General features: G+C 52.4%; 16 protein-coding genes and 1 tRNA gene. 5 read left to right on the top strand and 12 right to left on the bottom strand.

The annotated features are described in order from the left end of the window. Window positions 1–13 precede the first annotated feature (13 nt). Genes sdhA through sdhC form a run of 3 tightly spaced genes read right to left on the bottom strand, consistent with a single transcriptional unit; the run spans window position 14 to window position 2,505 of the window. Window positions 14–1,786 (bottom strand): succinate dehydrogenase flavoprotein subunit, encoded by a 1,773-nt coding sequence (sdhA, locus tag O5O45_RS03980; protein WP_305903982.1) that lies wholly within the window; start codon window positions 1,784–1,786, stop codon window positions 14–16. A 3-nt stretch (window positions 1,787–1,789) separates the two neighbouring features. Continuing rightward, a complete protein-coding gene (gene sdhD, locus O5O45_RS03975) occupies window positions 1,790–2,137 on the bottom strand; it encodes a succinate dehydrogenase, hydrophobic membrane anchor protein (protein ID WP_011398510.1) in 348 nt (115 codons plus the stop codon). After that, window positions 2,131–2,505 (bottom strand): succinate dehydrogenase, cytochrome b556 subunit, encoded by a 375-nt coding sequence (gene sdhC, locus O5O45_RS03970; protein WP_041599819.1) that lies wholly within the window; start codon window positions 2,503–2,505, stop codon window positions 2,131–2,133. Before sdhC ends, sdhD begins: the two co-directional genes overlap by 7 nt. 617 nt (window positions 2,506–3,122) lie before the next feature. Here sdhC and gltA point away from each other — a divergent pair. Both gltA and O5O45_RS03960 read left to right on the top strand, forming a co-directional pair. Further along, the gene (gene gltA, locus O5O45_RS03965) at window positions 3,123–4,397 is read left to right on the top strand and encodes a citrate synthase (protein WP_305903981.1); all 1,275 of its coding nucleotides are present in this window, start codon (window positions 3,123–3,125) and stop codon (window positions 4,395–4,397) included. A gap of 105 nt (window positions 4,398–4,502) precedes the next feature. After that, entirely contained in the window at window positions 4,503–5,390 is an 888-nt protein-coding gene (locus O5O45_RS03960; protein ID WP_305903980.1) for an NAD(P)-dependent oxidoreductase, read from the top strand. A 100-nt stretch (window positions 5,391–5,490) separates the two neighbouring features. Here O5O45_RS03960 and topA read toward each other — a convergent pair whose 3' ends face one another. Further along, window positions 5,491–8,106 carry a type I DNA topoisomerase gene (topA, locus tag O5O45_RS03955; protein WP_305903979.1) on the bottom strand — a complete coding sequence of 872 codons (2,616 nt, stop codon included), beginning with the start codon at window positions 8,104–8,106 and terminating at the stop codon, window positions 5,491–5,493. 287 nt (window positions 8,107–8,393) lie between these two features. On the opposite strand from topA, the gene O5O45_RS03950 reads away from it, so the two are divergent. Beyond that, complete coding sequence (locus O5O45_RS03950) at window positions 8,394–9,029, top strand: hypothetical protein (RefSeq protein WP_305903978.1); 636 nt, start codon at window positions 8,394–8,396, stop codon at window positions 9,027–9,029. A gap of 118 nt (window positions 9,030–9,147) precedes the next feature. Here the strand turns inward: O5O45_RS03950 and fadA are convergent, their stop codons facing one another. Further along, window positions 9,148–10,323 (bottom strand): acetyl-CoA C-acyltransferase FadA, encoded by a 1,176-nt coding sequence (gene fadA, locus O5O45_RS03945; RefSeq protein ID WP_305903977.1) that lies wholly within the window; start codon window positions 10,321–10,323, stop codon window positions 9,148–9,150. A 34-nt stretch (window positions 10,324–10,357) separates the two neighbouring features. After that, window positions 10,358–12,505: a fatty acid oxidation complex subunit alpha FadB gene (fadB, locus tag O5O45_RS03940; protein ID WP_305903976.1), complete on the bottom strand. Its 2,148-nt coding sequence runs from the start codon at window positions 12,503–12,505 to the stop codon at window positions 10,358–10,360. A 565-nt stretch (window positions 12,506–13,070) separates the two neighbouring features. On the opposite strand from fadB, the gene O5O45_RS03935 reads away from it, so the two are divergent. After that, window positions 13,071–13,901 (top strand): hypothetical protein, encoded by an 831-nt coding sequence (locus tag O5O45_RS03935; protein ID WP_305903975.1) that lies wholly within the window; start codon window positions 13,071–13,073, stop codon window positions 13,899–13,901. Between the two features lie 49 nt (window positions 13,902–13,950). On the opposite strand, the gene O5O45_RS03930 is transcribed toward O5O45_RS03935, so the two are convergent. Then, complete coding sequence (locus tag O5O45_RS03930; protein ID WP_305903974.1) at window positions 13,951–14,427, bottom strand: hypothetical protein; 477 nt, start codon at window positions 14,425–14,427, stop codon at window positions 13,951–13,953. A gap of 201 nt (window positions 14,428–14,628) precedes the next feature. Between O5O45_RS03930 and O5O45_RS03925 the strand changes: the two genes are divergently transcribed. Then, complete coding sequence (locus tag O5O45_RS03925) at window positions 14,629–15,057, top strand: universal stress protein (RefSeq protein WP_305903973.1); 429 nt, start codon at window positions 14,629–14,631, stop codon at window positions 15,055–15,057. Between the two features lie 36 nt (window positions 15,058–15,093). Here O5O45_RS03925 and O5O45_RS03920 read toward each other — a convergent pair whose 3' ends face one another. The 5 genes from O5O45_RS03920 to O5O45_RS03900 form a co-directional block, all read right to left on the bottom strand. After that, entirely contained in the window at window positions 15,094–15,783 is a 690-nt protein-coding gene (locus tag O5O45_RS03920) for a DUF6901 family protein (RefSeq protein ID WP_011398521.1), read from the bottom strand. A 144-nt stretch (window positions 15,784–15,927) separates the two neighbouring features. After that, on the bottom strand, window positions 15,928–17,823 hold the full coding sequence (locus O5O45_RS03915) for an ATP-binding cassette domain-containing protein (protein WP_305903972.1): 1,896 nt from the start codon (window positions 17,821–17,823) through the stop codon (window positions 15,928–15,930). Window positions 17,824–17,889: 66 nt separating this feature from the next. Then, a complete protein-coding gene (locus tag O5O45_RS03910; RefSeq protein WP_305903971.1) occupies window positions 17,890–18,699 on the bottom strand; it encodes an MOSC domain-containing protein in 810 nt (269 codons plus the stop codon). A gap of 187 nt (window positions 18,700–18,886) precedes the next feature. After that, the gene (locus tag O5O45_RS03905) at window positions 18,887–19,819 is read right to left on the bottom strand and encodes a chemotaxis protein CheV (RefSeq protein WP_305903970.1); all 933 of its coding nucleotides are present in this window, start codon (window positions 19,817–19,819) and stop codon (window positions 18,887–18,889) included. 170 nt (window positions 19,820–19,989) lie between these two features. Continuing rightward, a tRNA-Gly gene (locus O5O45_RS03900) sits at window positions 19,990–20,065 on the bottom strand. Between the last annotated feature and the right edge of the window lie 40 nt (window positions 20,066–20,105).

Genomic DNA, 20,105 nt, shown 5'->3' with positions numbered 1-20,105 from the left:
CTCCCCAACGACACTAGTAACTACGAGCTTTCGGAGGAAATGGCTCCACAATTTTAGGCGCAAAGTTCACTTCCCGTTTGCTTACCCGCTTGTCCAGAGGGAAGTAGAGAGAGTGCTTCAACCAATTGTCGTCATCCCGTTCTGTGTAGTCGTTACGGGCGTGCGCTCCGCGGCTTTCCTTTCTTTCTTCAGCCGCAACAGCTGTCGCATAAGCGACTTCGTACAGGTTATCCAGCTCTAAAGCTTCGATACGAGCGGTATTGAACGCCATGCTCTTATCTTCAAGCACTGTGTTCTTCACGCGACCGCCCAACTCTTCCAGCAGTTTCAGACCTTTCTGCATGCTTTCGCCATCACGGAATACACCGAAATATAGCTGCATTGTGTTCTGCAGGTCTTTACGTACTTCCGCCACTTTTTCGGAGCCAGAGCCGCTGTTCAGTCTGTCCAGTCGCGCCATGGTCGCGTCGATATCGGATTCGGATGCGTCATCCACGCCATAGCCGTCTTTCAACATCTTCTCGATGTGAAGTCCCGCTGCACGACCAAATACAACCAAATCCAACAGCGAGTTGCCGCCCAGACGGTTTGCGCCATGCACGGATACGCATGCGACTTCGCCGCAGGCGAACAGGCCGTCTATAACCTTGTCGTTGCCGTTTGCATCTTGAGTCAGCGCCTGACCACCGATGTTAGTCGGAATACCACCCATCATGTAGTGACAGGTCGGCACAACTGGAATAGGCTCCTTCGCAGGATCTACGTGCGCAAATGTTTTTGACAGTTCCACGATGCCAGGCAAACGCAGATGCAGCGTCTCTTCACCCAAATGATCCAGCTTCAGCAATACGTGGTCTTTATCAGGACCGCAACCACGACCTTCAAGGATCTCCATAATCATGGAGCGGGCGACGACGTCACGACCAGCCAGGTCTTTTGCGTTGGGCGCATAGCGCTCCATGAAACGCTCGCCTTCGCCATTGATCAGGTAGCCGCCCTCTCCGCGACAACCTTCCGTCACCAACACGCCTGCTCCGGCGATGCCAGTTGGATGGAACTGCCACATTTCCATGTCTTGCGCCGGGAAGCCTGCGCGAAGAGCCATACCGACGCCATCGCCAGTATTGATTAGTGCGTTAGTGGTGGAGGCATAGATTCTGCCTGCGCCACCGGTAGCCAGAACTGTCGCCTTGGCTTTAACGTATACAGTCTCACCAGTTTCGATGCAGATAGCCGTCACCCCGACTACCGCGCCCGACTGGTTTTTCACCAGATCGACTGCGTACCATTCATTTAAAAAGGTTGTGCCGCCGCGCAGGTTGCCTTGATAAAGAGTGTGCAACAGCGCATGACCAGTACGGTCCGCTGCCGCGCAGGTACGGGCAGCCTGACCGCCCTTACCGAAATCTTTGGACTGACCGCCAAAAGGACGCTGATAGATACGTCCAGTCTCCGTACGGGAGAAAGGCAGCCCCATGTGCTCCAGCTCAAATACGGCTTGAGGACCGACCGAACACATATATTCGATTGCATCCTGATCACCGATGTAGTCCGACCCCTTGACGGTGTCGTACATGTGCCAACGCCAATCATCATTCGGATCCGAACTGGCGATAGCGCAGGTAATTCCGCCCTGAGCGGACACAGTGTGAGAACGAGTTGGGAATACTTTGGTGATACAAGCGGTTTTTACGCCGGACTGCGTCAATTGCAGCGCCGCACGCATCCCAGCGCCGCCGCCGCCGATTACAATCGCATCGTATGAAAGAGTTCTAAGTTTAGACATGGATTACAGCCCCCACAAAATTTGCACGCCCCAGATGAAGTAAACGAACATGATGGTTCCGCACGCTGCTTGCGCAACGAAACGGATCACGCCGTTTTTCATGTAGTCGGTGGTAATCGTCCACAAACCGATCCACGCGTGGGCGCCAAGCGCCACCAGCGCGGCCAGGGAGAAAATTCTCATCCAAGTCTTGGCGAACAGCGCGCTCCATACTTCATAGGTCAGATCCGGCGTAAACACCAGGACGCCAACCATAAATGCAGTATAAAGAGCCAACACAACAGCGGAGACCCGCTGCACCATCCAATCGTATGCGCCGCTACGGCCTAAATTGGTGACGCTGGTTACCATATCCAAACTCCCGCCAACAGAATGAGCACAACAGACACGGCTATCACAACCTTCGCTGCGATCTGCCCGCCCTTCAGGGTTTCACCGATCCCAGCATCCATGATGAGGTGCTTGATGCCAGCGACGAAGTGATAGAACAATGCGGCAAGAATGCCCCACAGAATTAGTTTTGCAAGAAAACTGTCCATGACTGACTGAAGGGAAGCGAAACTTTCCTTGCTCGCCAGAGATGCGTCGAGCCCCCACAACAGGAACGCCATTGCAATGAAGATAATTACACCTGATATCCGATGCAGAATAGATGTAATTGCGGGTAGAGGAAAATGGAATTTCGTCAGATCTAGATTAACAGGTCTTTTGCTATTCACAGCTTCACACTCGATTATAGCCATACAGGCGGATTATTTAAGAATGGACCTATTTGGCGGCGGGAATCCTTATGAGGCCTCCGCTTACGGGTTGCAGATTATAGTTTCCCACCTGGTAAATTACAAACGCAACAACCGTTTATAAGCCACTTAATTTAGCGCCGGACATGAGCTTTTCGGATTTGAACCGGCAATTTAATCTTCCATACGCAGCGTAAAGCCCCTCGGCTCAATACCCGGAAGTATTTTTTACGTATTCGCAGGCGCCGCATTCTTTACTGATAAAGCAACGCCCTTCCTCTTTATAAGCTATTTTAATTGGTGTTTTTTAAACATCCTCGGCAGTATTTTCATTACAAGGGCTTAAAAAAAGTCGGTCAGACCATTATTATGACCTCGCTTTTTATTAAGCCGACCTTGTATAAAGCCAGAATAAAGGCTGAGAGGCCACTGACGAGCGTCAGCCGCCACCCGCCGGACCTAACCGGCGCTGGAAGCGACCGACGCCATTGCGCAATCAACGTCAGACCTACTTAGAAGTCGGCCTGTAAACACGACCGGGCGTCTATGCCCGGTAAACACGTACGCATCACTTTAAGTCGATATAGGAGAGCACCATGACTGACAAGAAAGCGACGTTATCGGTCAATGGTAAAACAATCGAGCTTCCGGTTTATTCCGGCACCACCGGCCCAGACGTCATAGATGTCAGAGGATTGGTTGAAGAAGGTTTGTTTACCTACGATCCAGGCTTCGTATCAACAGCCGCCTGCGAATCGCAAATCACTTATATAGATGGCGCCAATGGCGTACTACTACACCGTGGGTATCCTATAGAACAGTTGGCCGAAAAGTCCGACTATCTTGAAGTCTGCTACTTACTGATACACGGCGAATTGCCTACTGCGGAACAGGCGGAAGAGTTCCGTAGCACGGTTAAAAATCACACCATGATCCACGAGCAGCTGAGAAACTTCTTCAACGGTTTCCGACGCGACGCTCACCCAATGGCGATCATGTGCGGCGTTGTCGGCGCCCTGTCCGCGTTCTATCACGACACTATGGACTTCTCTGACGAGCACCACCGCGAAATTGCGGCATTCCGCCTGATGGCGAAAATGCCCACTTTGGCGGCGATGTGCTACAAGTACTCCACAGGTCAGCCGTTCATGTATCCCAGAAACGATCTGGACTACGCAGGCAATTTCCTGCATATGATGTTCGGCACTCCTTGCGAGCCTTACCAAGTTAACCCAGTGGTCGCCAAGGCCATGGATCGCATCTTTGTTTTACATGCGGACCATGAACAAAACGCCTCCACATCAACCGTACGCCTGGCCGGCTCTTCCGGCGCCAACCCCTTCGCCTGTATCGCTTCCGGCATTGCTGCGCTATGGGGACCTGCACATGGCGGCGCCAACGAAGCTGTGTTGAATATGCTTCTGGAGATTGGCGACGAGTCCCGCATCCCAGAGTTCATTCAGCGCGCCAAAGACAAGAGCGATCCTTTCCGCCTGATGGGCTTTGGACACCGGGTCTACAAGAACTTCGACCCGCGCGCCAAAGTCATGAAGCAGACCTGCGACGACGTACTGAAAGAGCTTGGCTGCGAGAACGACCCATTGTTCCGCATCGCACGCGAACTGGAGCGCATCGCCCTGGAAGACCCATACTTCGTAGAGAAGAAACTCTACCCCAACGTGGACTTCTACTCCGGCATCATCCTGCGCGCCGTCGGCATCCCGGTTTCCATGTTCACCGTCATCTTCGCCATGGCGAGAACCATTGGCTGGTTCTCTCACTGGCATGAAATGGTGAGCTCTTCTTACCGGATCGGTCGTCCGCGCCAGCTGTACACCGGACACACCACCAGAGACTACCCAAGCAAATAATTAGTTTGCCGGTTGACTTGCAAAGGCCGCTTATGCGGCCTTTCTTTATTGGAGCAACCCGCGCACTATTAACCCATCGGATTTAACCACTCCAGGAAGATAAACATGGAATCAACTGAAACCGCCGCAACAGGAAGAATTTGCTTCATCGGCCTCGGCGTCATGGGATTCCCGATGGCCGGCCACCTCGCCAACAATGGCCACCAAGTCACCGTTTACAACCGCAACGTCGAGAAGTCGGAACGCTGGCTGAAGACCCACACAGGCAAGTTCATTCGCAAACTGCGAGACGCCGCCCAATGCGACGTCATTATCTCTTGCGTCGGCGACGACAATGATCTGCGCAGCATCTATCTTGGCGAAGAAGGCCTAATCAATCAGTTGCGCAAAGGCTCCCTGATCATCGACCACACTACTGCATCAGCCAGTGTCGCCAAAGAACTGTTTGAAGCCGCCCAGGAGCGCAACATCGGCTTTCTTGACGCCCCCGTATCCGGGGGACAACAAGGCGCAGAGAACGGCGCATTGACCATCATGTGCGGAGGCGAAGAGAAAGACTTTGCGAGAGCGGAACCCCTATTCAAACACTACAGTCGCGCAGCAACCTTGATGGGACACGCTGGCAGCGGCCAGTTGACCAAAATGGCCAACCAGATCGCCATCGCAGGATTGGTGCAGGGATTGGCGGAAGCGCTGCACTTTGCAGAGCAGGCCGACCTGGATCCACAGCAAGTGGTGAACGTCATCTCCAAAGGCGCCGCGCAATCCTGGCAAATGGACAACCGCCACAAAACCATGATTGCCGGAGACTACGAGCACGGCTTCGCAGTGGACCTCATGCGCAAGGACCTTTCCATCTGCTTAGGTGAGGCCTCAAACAACAAAGCTCGCCTCCCCATCACCGCCCTCGTCGATCAATTTTACGCCGAAGTGCAATCCATGGGGGGAGGACGCTGGGACACATCCAGCCTATTAGCGCGATTAAAGAGATAGACCAACACCAACACATTTATCTCAAAGCGCTAACCCAAATATCAGGCAAACAAAAAAGGGCGGTGATCAAACCGCCCTTTTTCTTTTCACTGCCTACCGACTATTTGTCTTTAGCCACCCACTTTCCATCTTTATAGAAAGCCGACCAGCCAGTAGGCTTGCCGCCCTTCTCTGACATGACGTATTGCTGTTTGGTCTTGCGACTGAAGCGAATTATCGCCGGATTTCCTTCCGGATCGCGCGTAGGCGCTTCCAGCAGGTAGTGATGCTTAGGATCGATTTCCTTCTTGTGAGGGATCAACTCCTCCACCAGCGGCGCACGGGTTTCACGATTCTTGGGAAACTTACTCGCCGCCAGAAACAATCCAGAAGCGCCGTCGCGCAACACGAAGATATCGTCAACCTTATCGCACGCCAGCTCCGGCATCACCACAGGCTCCATCTTGGGCGGAGCAGGTTCGCCATTCTTAAGCAACTTACGGGTATTTCCACAGGTCGAGCTGGTGCAGCCAAAGTACTTTCCAAAGCGTCCGGTTTTGAGCTGCATCTCGGCGCCGCACTTATCACACTCCAGCGTCGGCCCGTCGTAGCCAGCCACTTTAAATTGGCCGCCTTCTACTTCATAGCCTTCACAATCCGGATTGTTACCACATACATGCAGCTTGCGGGTTTCATCGATGACATAGCTGTCCATGGCGGTATCGCAAATCGGGCAACGCTTTTTCGCACGCAGCGCATTCGCCTCACCTTCTTCATCGTCCGCACGAATCACCTCATCGCCAGGTATCAGGTTGATCGTCGTCTTGCAACGCTCTTTCGGCGGCAGCGCATAACCGGAACAGCCAAGGAATACGCCGGTGGAAGCCGTGCGAATCTGCATTGGACGCGAGCAGGTCGGACAGGTTATCTCTGTCTGCACAGCCTGATTCGCGCGCATACCGCCTTCCATATCCGCCTTCTCCAGCTTTTTGGCGAAGTCGGCGTAGAAAGCATTGAGAACTTGCTTCCAGCCCTCGTTGCCAGAGGCAATTTCATCCAGCTGCCCTTCCATCTTCGCCGTAAAACCGTAATCCATCAGATCCGTAAAGGCTTCCGTCAAACGATCGGTAACGATATCGCCCATCTTCTCCGCATAGAAACGCCGGTTGGCCAGTTTCACATAGCCGCGCTCCTGAATAGTGGAAATGATTGACGCATACGTGGAAGGACGCCCGATACTCCGCTTCTCCAGCTCCTTAACCAGGGTCGCCTCCGTATAACGCGGCGCTGGTTTGGTAAAGTGCTGAGTCGGCTCCAGTTTATCCAGATCCAACTGATCGTTAATTTCGAACGCGGGCAACTCGGCCTCATCATCCTTCTTCGCTTGTGCAGGCAGCACTTTAAGGAAGCCGTCAAACTGCAGAAGTCGACCACGGGTTCTTAATTCAAAATCCCCCGCCTGCACCTGAATACTGGTGCTCAGGAAACGCGCGCTTTCCATCTGACAGGCTACGAATTGACGCCAAATAAGGTCATACAGTTTCTCGGCGTCTTTTTCGAGACCGGAAATCTGATTGGCCCCCACATTGATATCGGAAGGACGTATCGCCTCGTGCGCCTCCTGCGCCCGCTCTTTACTTACGTAAGTTTTCGGGTTGTCAGGCAAATATTTATCGCCAAACTTTTTGCCGATGAATTCACGACATGCGCTCACTGCATCAGCGGACAAGTTGGTAGAGTCCGTTCTCATATAAGTGATGTAACCCGCCTCGTAGAGGCGCTGCGCCAACACCATGGTTTTCTTGACGCTAAACCCCAAACGGGTGCTGGCCGCCTGCTGCAAGGTAGAAGTGATAAATGGCGCCGGCGTCTTGGTGACAGAGGGCTTATCTTCGCGATTGACAACCTTGAACGCCTGCGACTCCAGCAGCGCAGTCAGCTTGTCAGACTGCTCTTTATTAGTGGGACGATAATTCTCGCCCTTGTACTTGGCGACCTGGAATTTAGCCTGCTGCTTACTCTTGGAAAGCAGCGCATGCAATTCCCAGTACTCTTCCGGCGTAAAGGCGCGAATTTCACGCTCACGCTCGACAATCAGCCGCACCGCGACAGATTGCACCCGCCCCGCAGACAAGCCTCGCGCAATCTTGGACCACAGCAGCGGCGACACCATGTAGCCGACCACACGATCGAGAAAGCGACGCGCCTGCTGGGCGTTTACGCGGTTGTAATCAAGCTGACTGGGGCTTTTGAACGCCTCAGTTATGGCGGATTTTGTGATCTCGTTAAAGACCACGCGACGATAACGGGAGTCATCGCCGCCAATAGATTCTTTGAGATGCCAGGCGATCGCCTCTCCTTCGCGGTCTAAGTCCGTTGCGAGATAGATCTGGTCAGCGCTTTTCGCCAGACGCTTCAGTTCTTCAACGACTTTTTCTTTACCTGGAAGGATTTCATAGCGGGCCGCCCAATCATTTTCAGGGTCAACTCCCATGCGAGAGATCAATTGATCCCGGGCTTTACGTTTCTTGATGCTTTCGCGCTCTTCAGCAGGCAGCTTGCGCATTTTCGCCGCTTCCGCCGCACGCTCTTTCGGAGATGATGTTTCCTTACCTCCACTGGTCGGCAAATCACGAATATGCCCCACACTGGATTTGACTACATATTCCGAACCAAGATATTTGTTTATGGTTTTTGCCTTTGCAGGGGACTCCACGATTACCAGCGATTTACCCATAGCGGATGGTTCTTTGCTCCTAGTTGAAATAGCCGTCATATATTAGAGGTTGTAGTCGACGGGTCAAGTGATTGCCAGAAAATCTGGTATTTAAAGTAAAAATAGCCGGCTAGGCCCGATTTGTCGGCGTCTATTTAACCCCGATAACTTGCCCTACCCCGCAATGTCGTTAACACTTAATAAGAACGACACATAAATTTAAAAATGCTTCCGTCGCCTTTTATATGACAACTTTAATCGTCTTACTCGCTATTTTCATAACTGCTTCGATCATCGTTAGCGGCGTTATGTACTCGCGACAGCAGGCGTTAGCTTATCGTCAAAGCCAACTTAAATCGTTAAAACAAAAATACGAAGAAATTAATTCGTTATTTCAGGTCATCATGCGAGTGGATGATTCCGCCAACATCGCCATCAGCCTCAATCACGCCATGATCGAGATCGCGCAATCCATGACCAAAATGGATCGCAAGTCCGAAGAGCTACGCATCCTACTGGATAACCTGAAACAAAGGGAGCGTGATCTGAAAACCGGCGTTCTTCTACCCCAGGCGGAAAAAATAGTGACCAGCGACGCAGCAATCGCCGCCATCCAGCGCTCCCTTTCCGAGTGCCTGCAAAAATTGCAACGCTTCAAGCTGCGCGGCTCGCTACCCGTCCCTCTTTATGAAGAGTACAGCCATCACCTGCGGGAAATGGCGCTGGATGTAGAAGTCGGCAGCCAACTGCAAATGGCGGAAAATCTGGTGGCGCAGAACGATAAAGCCGGGGCCGAAAAGCACTTCAAGCACGCTCGCGAGGCGCTCAAGCGCACACGCCTGGAAATTCCCAACAAGAACGATCAGATCAAAGAGATATCCGACAAGATCAAAAGCCTGATGCGAGACGGCGAACCCCAGAATCGCTCCCAGGAAACTCAGTAAAAACCTTACTCAGCTTTCCAGACCAACATCTCCACTCATAAAAAAATCCGGAGCCCCTTACGGAACGCCGGATTTCATTGCTTCCGACCCTAATCTCCCGAGCCGAAGCCTCAACGTGCTAGATGCGCTCCCAAACGGTCGCTATACCCTGACCCAGACCGATACACATGGTGGATACACCCAGCGTACCGCCTTTGGCGGCCATGATATTCAGCAAGGTAGTGGAGATACGCGCGCCTGAGCAACCCAGAGGGTGACCCAAAGCGATAGCGCCGCCATTCAGGTTAACTTTCTGGTCGACCACGTCCATGAGTTTCAGATCTTTGATAACTGGCAGAGACTGCGCGGCAAAGGCCTCATTCAGCTCCCAGAAATCAATATCTTCCACTTTCAGGCCTGCGCGCTTAAGCGCTTTCTTGGTCGCCGGCACAGGACCATATCCCATGATGGCGGGATCGCAACCGGCGGTAGCCATAGAGCGAATTTTCGCCATTGGCGTCAGTCCCAATGCCTGAGCCCGCTCAGCGGACATCAGCAACATAGCGGAAGCGCCGTCCGTCAACTGAGAAGACTGACCCGCCGTAACCGTGCCGCTCTTAGGATCAAAAGCGGGACGCAGCTGCGCCAGACTTTCAGCCGTGGTTTCAGGACGAATCGTTTCATCATTCTCGATCAGCGCAGGGAAGCCATCGTCGTCATGCCCTTGAATAGAGATGATTTCATTACGGAAGCGTCCTTCCAGCGTGGCTTCGTGCGCCAAACGGTGGGAGCGAGCGCCAAACTCATCCTGTTGCTGACGGCTGATGCCGTGCATTTTCGCCAGCATTTCCGCCGTCAGCCCCATCATGTTGGATGCTTTAGCGGAATACTTACTTGCGGCAGGGTTGTGGTCAAAGCCTTGAGTCATAGGCACGTGCCCCATGTGCTCAACGCCGCCCACTACAAACACGTCGCCATTGCCAGTCATGATCGCCTGCGCCGCAGTATGAATTGCGGACATGGCGGAACCGCACAAGCGGTTTACCGTTTGCGCTGACGAAGTATGCGGAATGCGGGTCAGCAGGGAAATCTGCCGCGCCACGTTGAAACCTTGCTCCAGGGTCTGGTTTACACAACCCCAGATCAGATCTTCAACTTCCGCAGGGTCTACTTTGTCATTGCGATCGAATAATGCGTCAATCAACGTCGCTGACAGCGTCTCTGCGCGCACGTTGCGGAAGCAACCCGCCTTGGCGCGCCCCATCGGGCTGCGAACACAGTCGATAACGACAACGTCTCTTGGATTCAGACTCATATCATTTTCTCCGTCGGGAATTCTCTATCAGCAATTAGCCGAAAAACTTCTTGCCGGACTTAGCCATGTCGCGCAGCCCTTGGGTCGGATGATACAGAGCGCCCAGATCCGCATATTTATCAGCGATCTTGCAGAACTCTTCCACGCCCAGAGAGTCAATATAACGCAACGCGCCCCCACGGAACGGAGGGAAACCGATGCCGAAGATCAAGCCCATATCCGCTTCCGCCGCAGTCTCGACGATGCCGTCTTCCAGGCAGCGAACGGTTTCGATGCACAAAGGCACCATCATGCGCTCGATGATTTCCTCTTCAGAGAAGTCGCGCTGAGACTTCTGCACGGATTTGATCAGCGCATCAACGCTGTCGTCGACAATTTTCTTCTGCTTACCTTTCTTATCCAGCTCGTAAGCGTAGAAGCCCTTGTCGCTCTTCTGACCGTAACGACCTTTATCGAACATGACGTCGATTATGGTGGTTTCGGAGTAGCTCATGCGATCCGGGAAACCTTCCGCCATCACGTCGCCGGCGTGCTTCGCCGTGTCCATGCCTACTACGTCGAGCAGGTAAGCAGGACCCATCGGCCAGCCGAAGCGCTCCATTACCTTGTCAACTTGCTGGAAATCGGCGCCATCGCGCACCAGACCAATGAAGCCGCCAAAATAGGGGAACAGGATACGGTTAACCAGGAATCCAGGGCAGTCGTTCACAACGATAGGCGTTTTACCCATCGCCTTGGCGTACGCCACAGTGGTGGCGATGGCTTTTTCACTGGTTTTCTCGCCACGGATAACTTCCACCAGAGGCATCATGTGCACTGGATTGAAGAAGTGCATGCCGCAGAAATTTTCCGGACGCTTCAGATTCTGCGCCAAACGATTGATGGAGATAGTAGAAGTATTGGAGGTCAGGATTGTATCCTCCCGCACCAGATCTTCCACTTCACGCAAAACGATGTCTTTGACCTTCGGGTTTTCAACAACCGCTTCAACCACCAGATCCACCGTTCCGAAATCGCCGTAGCTCAACGTCGGAGTGATGCGGTTCAGAACATCCGCCATTTCCCCTGCATTCATGCGGCCTTTGTCGACGCGCTTGGTCAGCAGTTTCTTGGCTTCTTTCAGACCCAGATCAATACCGGACTGATTGATGTCTTTCATCAGGATAGGCGTGCCTTTCAGCGCGGACTGATACGCTACGCCGCCGCCCATGATGCCTGCGCCCAATACCGCCGCCTGTTTGACTTCGCCGGCCTTAGGCTCCAGATCTTTCGCTTTTTTCTTCAGCTCCTGATCATTCAGGAACAAACCGATCAAGCTGTGCGCCACAGAGGTTTTCGCCATTTTCGCGAAGCCTTTGGCCTCCACTTCGATCGCCTTGTCGCGAGTCATGCCCGCGTGCTTCTGCATCACCTTGATGGCTTCAACAGGCGACGGATAGTTACGTCCAGCCTGGCCCGCCACATAGCCTTTGGCGGTTTCAAACGCCATCATGCTTTCCATCGGGTTCAGCTTCAGCTTGCCGGTTTTCTCTTCCCGACGCGCTTTGTAATCCAGCTTGCCTTCGATCGCCTGGCGCAACACAGACAGGGCTGCATCCATCAACTTCTCTGGAGCGACCACCGCGTCTACAGCGCCTTCTTTCTGCGCCTGCTCCGCTCTCTTTTCGCCGCCTGCGCAGATCCATTCGATCGCATAGTCGGCGCCAACCAGACGGGATAAACGCACTGTTCCGCCGAATCCTGGGAAGATACCCAGTTTTACTTCCGGCAGACCCACTTTCGCGCTGGTGGACATGACGCGGAAGTCAGTGGATAGACACATCTCAAAACCACCGCCCAAAGCGATGCCGTTAATGGCGGTCACTGTGGGGAATGGCAGATCTTCAACAGCGGAGAAAATCTTATTGGCTTCCAGGTTGTTGGCGACCAGCTCTTCTTCAGAGCCGGCAAACAATTCCTGGAATTCAGTGATATCAGCGCCAACGATGAAACAATCTTTGTTGCTGGTAACGACAAGGCCAGTAATGCCTTGTTGACTTTGTAGTTTCTGGGTCGCTTCCGCCAACTCAGTCAGCGTCAAGCGGTTAAATTTATTTACAGACTCGCCTTGCAAATCGAAAGTTAGTACTGCGATACCATCCTCGATCTCTTTGACTGTGATGGCTTTACCTGCGTAAATCATCAACGGATCTCCAAGCATTGTTTAGCACTGGTTTATTGCCCTATTTACGGGTCCCCAACGGACGCCTTGCCGGGCCGCCCTTCTCCGGAGCTTCGGAATCAAAGCCGATGCATCGAACAACAATTCATACGCTCGTTTGAATCAGGTCGCAACAACATGGATAATTTTGGCTCGTTTGTCAATCTCTTCCCGAAAATTTGGCGGCGATTTTTGTCAATAATTGCTTACACTTATGGCATTTTCAGCCGCTTTAAAAATTTTTAAGATTTATTTTTCATGAAATTATGCAGTATATTTCACCTTACTTTTTAAGTTAGGCGTCCCTTGGATGCGCCCTGAGCGCCCCCACATAATAGGACAATAAGCTTATAACTTTTTGACTAGCGCAGGCATTTCCCCTATTTTTTCTATTTATAAACCGGCGGTTGGTAGCCAGGCCGGCCATTGAAGGCGTCGTTGGAAATAATTTAAAAAAAACAGTGGAAAGCCGCACCGGCAAGTCGGAAACATAATTATAAAAATAGCAGGTGGCCTTCTGCGCCCAAATTTCCTGGAGAGCGTGTCTATGAGCCAATCGGGTATACACCGGAATCCTCTCTGGTGTTGTTTTCTTGCACTTCTCGCCCTGTATTCGTCACATTCCTTTGCGCTGAACAATGCGCAAGCTGAAGCCATTCTCAAGCATTTGCACGACGTGCAGACGCACTCTTATCAGACCATCAATGCGTATTACAATTTCACTTTGAATCCTGGCGACAAAGACATCCAATCCGAGGTGAACCAGGAAATCGATTTTATGAACGCAACCTTTAAAGCCCTGGAATCTCAGGACGGCATCGTTGAGGTGCAGGGAGAGTTGAGCGTTATGAGCGCCACCTGGCTCAAGTACAAGGAACTGCTGACCACCAATATGAACGACATTGTGAAGGTGGGCTACCCTGACCTGCGGCTGGTGGGCGACATGGCGCAGGTGAATATCGACCTGGTAGGCGCCACGGAAAGGACTTACGACAAAACCATGGAAATTTCAGGCCACCGCCCCCCGGAGGTGATTGAGCTGGTGCGCAACTCCAAGATCATCCTGGAAAGCATGTTGACCAAGTATTCCGCCCGCAGCGCCTCCAACGTGACGCAAATATTCCAAGGAGCCAAAAGCGAGGAGCCCATGGATGTTCAGGCGATCAGCTTTGACAAAAACATCGCCCGGCTCCTGGCGTCACAGCAAAACACCGACGCCACGCGCAAGACTTTAGACAACATTTCGACCAAATGGGAATTCATCAAGAACTCTTATATCAACTACAACGAGAACAACGTTTCCTACGTCGTGAACCTGTATTCAAAAAGGATCATCAGCGATCTGGACAGTCTCGCCAAAGCCTATAGCGGCGCTTAGACACGCCGCTATTAATCTTGCTTTACAACCTTGACTCAGGCGTGCTTTATCAGCGTCCGCCAGCGGCCACTGCTACCTTATTAATGCGTTGCAGCACCTTCTCCAAGTCTTCCGGCGCTCCCCTCTCCTCCCACAGGAAACCCACTTCATGCCCCGTAATTTGCACTGCTTTAACCTGGGAAGACAGCTCACGCAGATCATCATCTGAAAGCAGTTCATGAGGAAAATTTCCGCTTATGGACTGCTGCTTCAACTCGCCACCCTGATTGGCGTACAGCACCCTGCGAGGAGTTCGCGACGCCGGTATCGCCTTATAGTAAAAGTGGGTGCGCCACGCATCGGCTTCCAGGTTTTTCAATGCTTCATCCAGCTTTTCCGGCGCAGTCTGTCGCACTCTAAACCCCGCCGCGAGGGCCTGCTGACGCAAGCGCATGCGTCGTCGTTCCTCCGGACTTGGCAACACCCAGAAAATTGAGCCGCCGACAATTCCCACCACACAAAAAATGATTATCAAAGCTGTTGTCATTAGCCGTTCATCCTGTCCAAAGGCCACTCAACGCGTCGCAGCTCCCACGAAACCAGGAAGCACTTTTTCACCTGATTTTGTCCGCTGTCATCTCAACGCATGTTTCATTAGCATTAAGCTGTTTTCAGTTTTGCGGACACTACCGAAAAGTTACACACTTGGAAAATACTTTCGGACCATTACAGCCAAAAGGAGCACATCATGTATAAGAATATTCTCGTCGCCCTGGACCTTAGCGATGAAGGCGAACAAGTCATCGCCAAGGCCCTGAAGATGCAACAGGCGACTCAGGCCCGCCTGCATCTGACGCACGTTATCGAACCCATCAGTTACGCCTATGGCGGCGACATTCCGTTGGACCTGGGAGATATCCAGCAACAACTACAAAAACACAGCGAAGAAAAACTGCAAAAACTGATAGAAGAGCACGCGCTGACCAATAGCGCTACGGCGGTGCTGGTAGGACGCCCGGAAGGGGAAATTCACCGCTACGCGGAAGAGAATGACATTGATTTGGTCATTGTCGGCAGCCACGGCCGCCACGGATTGCAGTTATTGTTGGGTTCCACGGCGAATGGCGTATTGCACGGCGCGAAATGCGATGTTTTGGCGATCCGCATCAGCGACTGAGCATTCAATGAAATAAATCCGGTCTAACGCGCTCCGCTATAGCGGAGCCACCCACTCTCCAGACTCAAAAGACTTGCGCAGCTTCTGTAACTGTGTCTCCAGTGAGAATGTGACGCTCGACGCCAACGAAAAAAAGCTCAACAACGCCTTCAAGTTGGAATCGCCGTCGCAGGCGGAGTGAATGCGTTGCCACAACGCCTGATTCACCAGCTGTAGACGGCGGTTGCGCTCCACCAGCCCTTTAAGCTCCCAATCCGGCTTTTCCCCATCGCGAAACTTAAAGTACTGCTGCACGAGATAGATAGAGACAGACCGGAGAATAAATTCTTCGCCATTGGAAAACGGCATGTGGTGTATGGCCATGGGCCTTAACTCACCGAGTATGGGGCAGTGACTGGTCGCCATCACCAACCCCATCAACGAGCGCAGCGCCTCTTCCAGGCCTGTGCGCTTGTGGTAATTGCGTTCCTTGGTGAAAACAGTCACCTCGACTTTCTGAAAAGCCGGTTCGGAACGAAAGTCCGCAACAATCTTCTGCATGTCGAGCGCGGCGGGACAATAGCGTTCAGCGTCCTTCTTGAGAGGGCAGTTCGAGCACTGACAATTCTTCAGCTCAGTCCACTCGGCGGGCGGCTCTGAGTGCATGCTCTTGTCTTCTCTCTCCGTCTCGATGATGTAGTCCAACACTCGATTATCATCGAAACGGAATTCGTAACGCACCCGCATATAGCTTTATCTCTCCGTAATCAATTAAGGCGACAGAAGACTAATACTTTCTCAACGGAGTCCGTCGGCTGCTGAAGTTACTCCTTTTATTTTCAAGTGTAGCGGATTTGCGGATGCCAATATTTTTAAATTTGTAACCCTCGATCAGCCCCCGCCCGCCATTTCTTCAAGCTCCATCCACCTTTCCATGGTCTTTTCCAGAGTTTGCTCCAACTCCGCCAGAGACGTAAGCGCATGGCTCACCTCCTCATGGGGACGACTATAGAAATCAGCGGCGGACACCTCTTCCTGCATAGCAGCCACTTCAGCTTCCAGTCGCTCAATTTCCTTGGGCAAAGCATCCAGTTCGCGCTGCAGCTTGTAGCTGAGCTTGGCCGCCTTGCCGCCGTCCGACGCCGCTTTTGGCTTAGCGGCCTGAGCCCTGGGTTCAGCAGACCTGGCTTCGGCCTTGACCACTGGACGCTGCGTCAACCAGTCGTTATAACCGCCGGGATATTCGGATATCTTGCCATTCCCCTCGAACACCAGCGTGCTGGTCACAACGTTGTCGATGAAGAAACGATCGTGAGACACCAGCAGAATTGTGCCGTCAAACTCCGCCAGCAGATTCTCCAACAGATCAAGCGTGTCCATATCCAAGTCGTTGGTAGGTTCATCAAGCACCAAAAAGTTCGCCGGCATGGTGAACAGCTTGGCCAGCAACAGCCGGTTAATTTCACCGCCGGACAACGCTTTGGCGGGAGTACGCAATCTTTCCGGGGAAAACAAGAAGTCTTTCAGGTAGCCGGTGACATGAACGTTACGACCGCCAACCTCGATAAAATCTTTTCCTTTGGCGACGTTATCCCAGACGCTGGCTTCAGGGTCGATTTGCCCGCGCAATTGGTCAAAGTAGGCCACTTGCAGCCGAGAGCCGCGCTTAATAACGCCCTCCGTCGCCTCCAAGCCGCCCAGGATCAACTTTATAAACGTCGATTTACCACAACCGTTAGGACCCAGTAAGCCCACCCGATCTTTGCGCATCAACTGCCAGCTCAGATCCTTCACAAGATTGGGCTGGTCCGCATACCCAAAACTGACATTTTTCAGCTCCGCCACCAAATTGCCTGAGCGCTCCTCGGATTCCACCTTCAGACTCACCTGCCCTACCCGGTCGCGTCGCTGCCTGCGCTCTTCCCGCAGTTTTTTCAGCGCTCTGACTCGCCCCTCATTACGAGTACGACGCGCCTTGATTCCTTGACGAATCCAAACTTCTTCTTCCGCCAGTTTCTTATCGAAGCGCTCCCACTCCTTTTCCTCCGCCGCAAGCTGTTCCTCTTTTTTGGCCAGATAGGCGTCATAGGGCGCCGGCCAGCTCGACAATTTGCCGCGATCCAGCTCAATGACGCGAGTCGCCAGACGGTCGATGAAAGCACGATCATGAGAGATAAACAGTACGCTGCCGCCGAACTGCAACAGCTCTTCCTCCAACCAGGTGATCATGTCGATATCCAGATGGTTGGTGGGTTCGTCCAGCATGAGCAGGTTCGGCTCCTGCACCAGAGCGCGCGCCAGAAATACACGTCGACGCCAGCCTCCTGACAATTCAGAGATAGACTTATCGCCCGGCAGCTCCAGGCGTTGCATCACCGCTTCGACCTTCTGACGCAAACGCCAGCCGTCATGTGTCTCGATCTTGTTATGCAGGCGCTCAAGCTCCGCCACATTACCTTCTGCGCCTTGCTGAGTCAGCGCGTCATAGGCCGCAAGCCATTCCCCCACTTCCGCCAGCCCTTCCGCCACCACAGAGCGCACACTGGCGTCGCCTCGCTCCGGTAGTTCTTGCGGCAGATAGGCCATTTTCAGATCCCTGCCTCTATTTATTTCGCCGCCATCCGGCTTGATTTCACCGGCGCACACTTTCAAAAGCGTGGATTTACCTGCTCCGTTGCGGCCGACCAGACATAACCGTTCCTGTGACTCAATCACCAAGTCCGCATGATCCAGCAACGGAGCCATTCCAAACGCCAGGGAAACATCTTTCAGCCGTAGCAATGCCATCGTAACCTTCTAAAATCTAATAGTTTCTGAATTCGTTATTTGAAAAGAGACCCGCGCCCCAACCACTTAGTCGAGCAACTCCACTTTATCGCCAACGCAAATAATCCCGTGATTCAATTGCACCAGGTTTTGCCCGAATATCGCACCAAGCTCAGTTTTACGATAAGACGCAAGAGTACGCAAAGGCTCAGTGTCCGGAGATTTATGGCCCGTAGCAGGATCAATCGTCGTAAAGACACATCTTGAACAAGGCTTAACCGCCGCAAACTCCACTTCGCCTATGCGCAATCGCCGCCAATGATCTTCCGCAAAGCTATCGGCGCCAGCCACGACAATATTCGGGCGAAAATGAGTCATTTTAACAGGATTATTTAAGCGGCCATTCAGGTCCTCCAAAGAGGACTCAGAGGTGGCCAAAATAGGATAGCCATCAGCAAAACTGACTTTTTGCGGCGCGTCGTAATAAGCCCGATCCACTTGCCGAAAACTGTGCTCAGGAATATACACAAGACGCGCCTGCTCGCCCAAAAACTCACTAAACCAAGCATCTGCGCGCGCATCGACAAACACCGCAGACACCTCGTCTTTCCATACCTGCACAGACTCCATGGATGCATCTTGCCGATCTGGAGCCTCAATATACAAGCCGCTCATTCCTGGCGCCGACAACATCAAACCATTATCCGCAGTAACCGCCTTCACCAATACCAGCCGATGATGCTTTCTCGCCGTGATGAATTTGCCATTCGCATCCACCAGCATAAAACGTCGATCGCGATCCACCCCCCAATTCGTAATCGCCACTTTGCTGAGACTAACGCCCGCACAGGATTTAATGGGGTAAATATTTAACTCGGTAACTCGGATATCCGTCATAACTCTCTCCTAAGCGCGCTCTCGCCTCAACGCAGGCATAGCGCACTGGGTATACAGGGAAGGGACAAAATGCGTGGGTTGTCGACGCGAAAAAATAAAACAGCCTATTCTAAGCAGGCGGAAACAGGCAGTCTAATTAGGTCTACATCAGAGGACAAGGGTCGAGAGAAGAGCTCTTTGCAGCGCCCTAGCGAGCCGCCAATGAATTAAGCCGCGATTGCACTAACGCCGCCAGTTCATCCGGCTGAAACTTGGATAAAAAGTTGTTACACCCCACCTTTTCCACCATCGCCTTGTTGAAGCTGCCGCTTAGAGAGGTATGCAGCACCACATACAGGTCTTTCAGGCGGGGATCGTTACGAATTTCCGTAGTCAGCCTGTAACCATCCATCGCCGGCATCTCAGCGTCGGTCACCACCATTAGAAGCTTTTCAGGTACATTGACGCCTTCATCAGCCCATTTCTTGAGGAGGTTATAGGCTTCCAGACCATTTCTGGCGGTAATCACTTTCAGCCCGACTTTCTGCAAGGTCCCAATCGCCTGACTGATCGCTACCGGCGAATCGTCCACCAACAGCACTTCCTTACCTTGAGCAACCTTTCGAATATTCTCCGTCAGCGCCGTGTCGGAAACGTCAGTGGAATACGGACGAATATCCGCCAGCACGCGCTCCACATCAATAATTTCAACAATCTGGTCGTTATAATAGGTTATCGCTGTCACGTAATGAGAACCGCCCGCCCCTTTAGGCGGAGGCAGAATCTGCTCCCAGGTCATATTGACGATACGGTCCACGCTGGACACCAGAAAAGCCTGCACTGTGCGATTGTATTCCGTCACGATGATAGTGGAGTCCTTATCCGGCTGTAATGGCCGAAACCCTATCGCCTGAGACAGATTAATCACTGGAACAGTGGTATCGCGAATATGACTAACGCCACATACGACAGGATGGCGATGCGGCATTTGCGTCAAGTTGGGTAGTTTTAGCACTTCCTGGATTTTGAACACATTGATCGCGAAAATCTGTCTCATCCCCAGTTTGAACAAGAGAAGCTCCAAGCGATTCTCACCCACCAGCTTGGTGCGCTGATCAACAGAGTCCAAAACACTCGCCATAACCTAATACCCCAGGGTAGATACCAACTTACAGACCATACAGACCTGCTTGGCTTTAAGTTTAGACGATGGTTGAAGAAAACGCCGAAAATCCAGAGAAACCAATAGGAGACTGGGAATAAGTACTGGATTATTTGAAAGGATTGAAATGGAAACTTGAAGAGAAAATTTGGAGCGGGAAACGAGACTCGAACTCGCGACCCCAACCTTGGCAAGGTTGTGCTCTACCAACTGAGCTATTCCCGCTTAAAAGATCAAGCTAATCATGATGTTAGCTTGCTTTGCA

It is taken from the genome of Hahella sp. HNIBRBA332 (assembly GCF_030719035.1).
Lineage (GTDB): Bacteria > Pseudomonadota > Gammaproteobacteria > Pseudomonadales > Oleiphilaceae > Hahella.
Note: the sequence above shows the minus strand (reverse complement) of the source record. Positions and strands in the feature narration are given on the sequence as shown.

Excerpts from the sequence above, each read along its gene's own strand:
- O5O45_RS03930 (WP_305903974.1), bottom strand. The coding sequence starts at position 14,427 with ATGACAACAGCTTTGATAATCATTTTTTGTGTGGTGGGAATTGTCGGC.
- O5O45_RS03950 (WP_305903978.1), top strand. The coding sequence starts at position 8,394 with ATGTACTCGCGACAGCAGGCGTTAGCTTATCGTCAAAGCCAACTTAAA.
- sdhA (WP_305903982.1), bottom strand. The coding sequence starts at position 1,786 with ATGTCTAAACTTAGAACTCTTTCATACGATGCGATTGTAATCGGCGGC.
- O5O45_RS03935 (WP_305903975.1), top strand. The coding sequence starts at position 13,071 with ATGAGCCAATCGGGTATACACCGGAATCCTCTCTGGTGTTGTTTTCTT.
- fadB (WP_305903976.1), bottom strand. The coding sequence starts at position 12,505 with ATGATTTACGCAGGTAAAGCCATCACAGTCAAAGAGATCGAGGATGGT.
- O5O45_RS03915 (WP_305903972.1), bottom strand. The coding sequence starts at position 17,823 with ATGGCATTGCTACGGCTGAAAGATGTTTCCCTGGCGTTTGGAATGGCT.
- O5O45_RS03925 (WP_305903973.1), top strand. The coding sequence starts at position 14,629 with ATGTATAAGAATATTCTCGTCGCCCTGGACCTTAGCGATGAAGGCGAA.
- O5O45_RS03960 (WP_305903980.1), top strand. The coding sequence starts at position 4,503 with ATGGAATCAACTGAAACCGCCGCAACAGGAAGAATTTGCTTCATCGGC.
- sdhD (WP_011398510.1), bottom strand. The coding sequence starts at position 2,137 with ATGGTAACCAGCGTCACCAATTTAGGCCGTAGCGGCGCATACGATTGG.
- O5O45_RS03905 (WP_305903970.1), bottom strand. The coding sequence starts at position 19,819 with ATGGCGAGTGTTTTGGACTCTGTTGATCAGCGCACCAAGCTGGTGGGT.
- gltA (WP_305903981.1), top strand. The coding sequence starts at position 3,123 with ATGACTGACAAGAAAGCGACGTTATCGGTCAATGGTAAAACAATCGAG.
- O5O45_RS03920 (WP_011398521.1), bottom strand. The coding sequence starts at position 15,783 with ATGCGGGTGCGTTACGAATTCCGTTTCGATGATAATCGAGTGTTGGAC.
- fadA (WP_305903977.1), bottom strand. The coding sequence starts at position 10,323 with ATGAGTCTGAATCCAAGAGACGTTGTCGTTATCGACTGTGTTCGCAGC.
- O5O45_RS03910 (WP_305903971.1), bottom strand. The coding sequence starts at position 18,699 with ATGACGGATATCCGAGTTACCGAGTTAAATATTTACCCCATTAAATCC.
- topA (WP_305903979.1), bottom strand. The coding sequence starts at position 8,106 with ATGGGTAAATCGCTGGTAATCGTGGAGTCCCCTGCAAAGGCAAAAACC.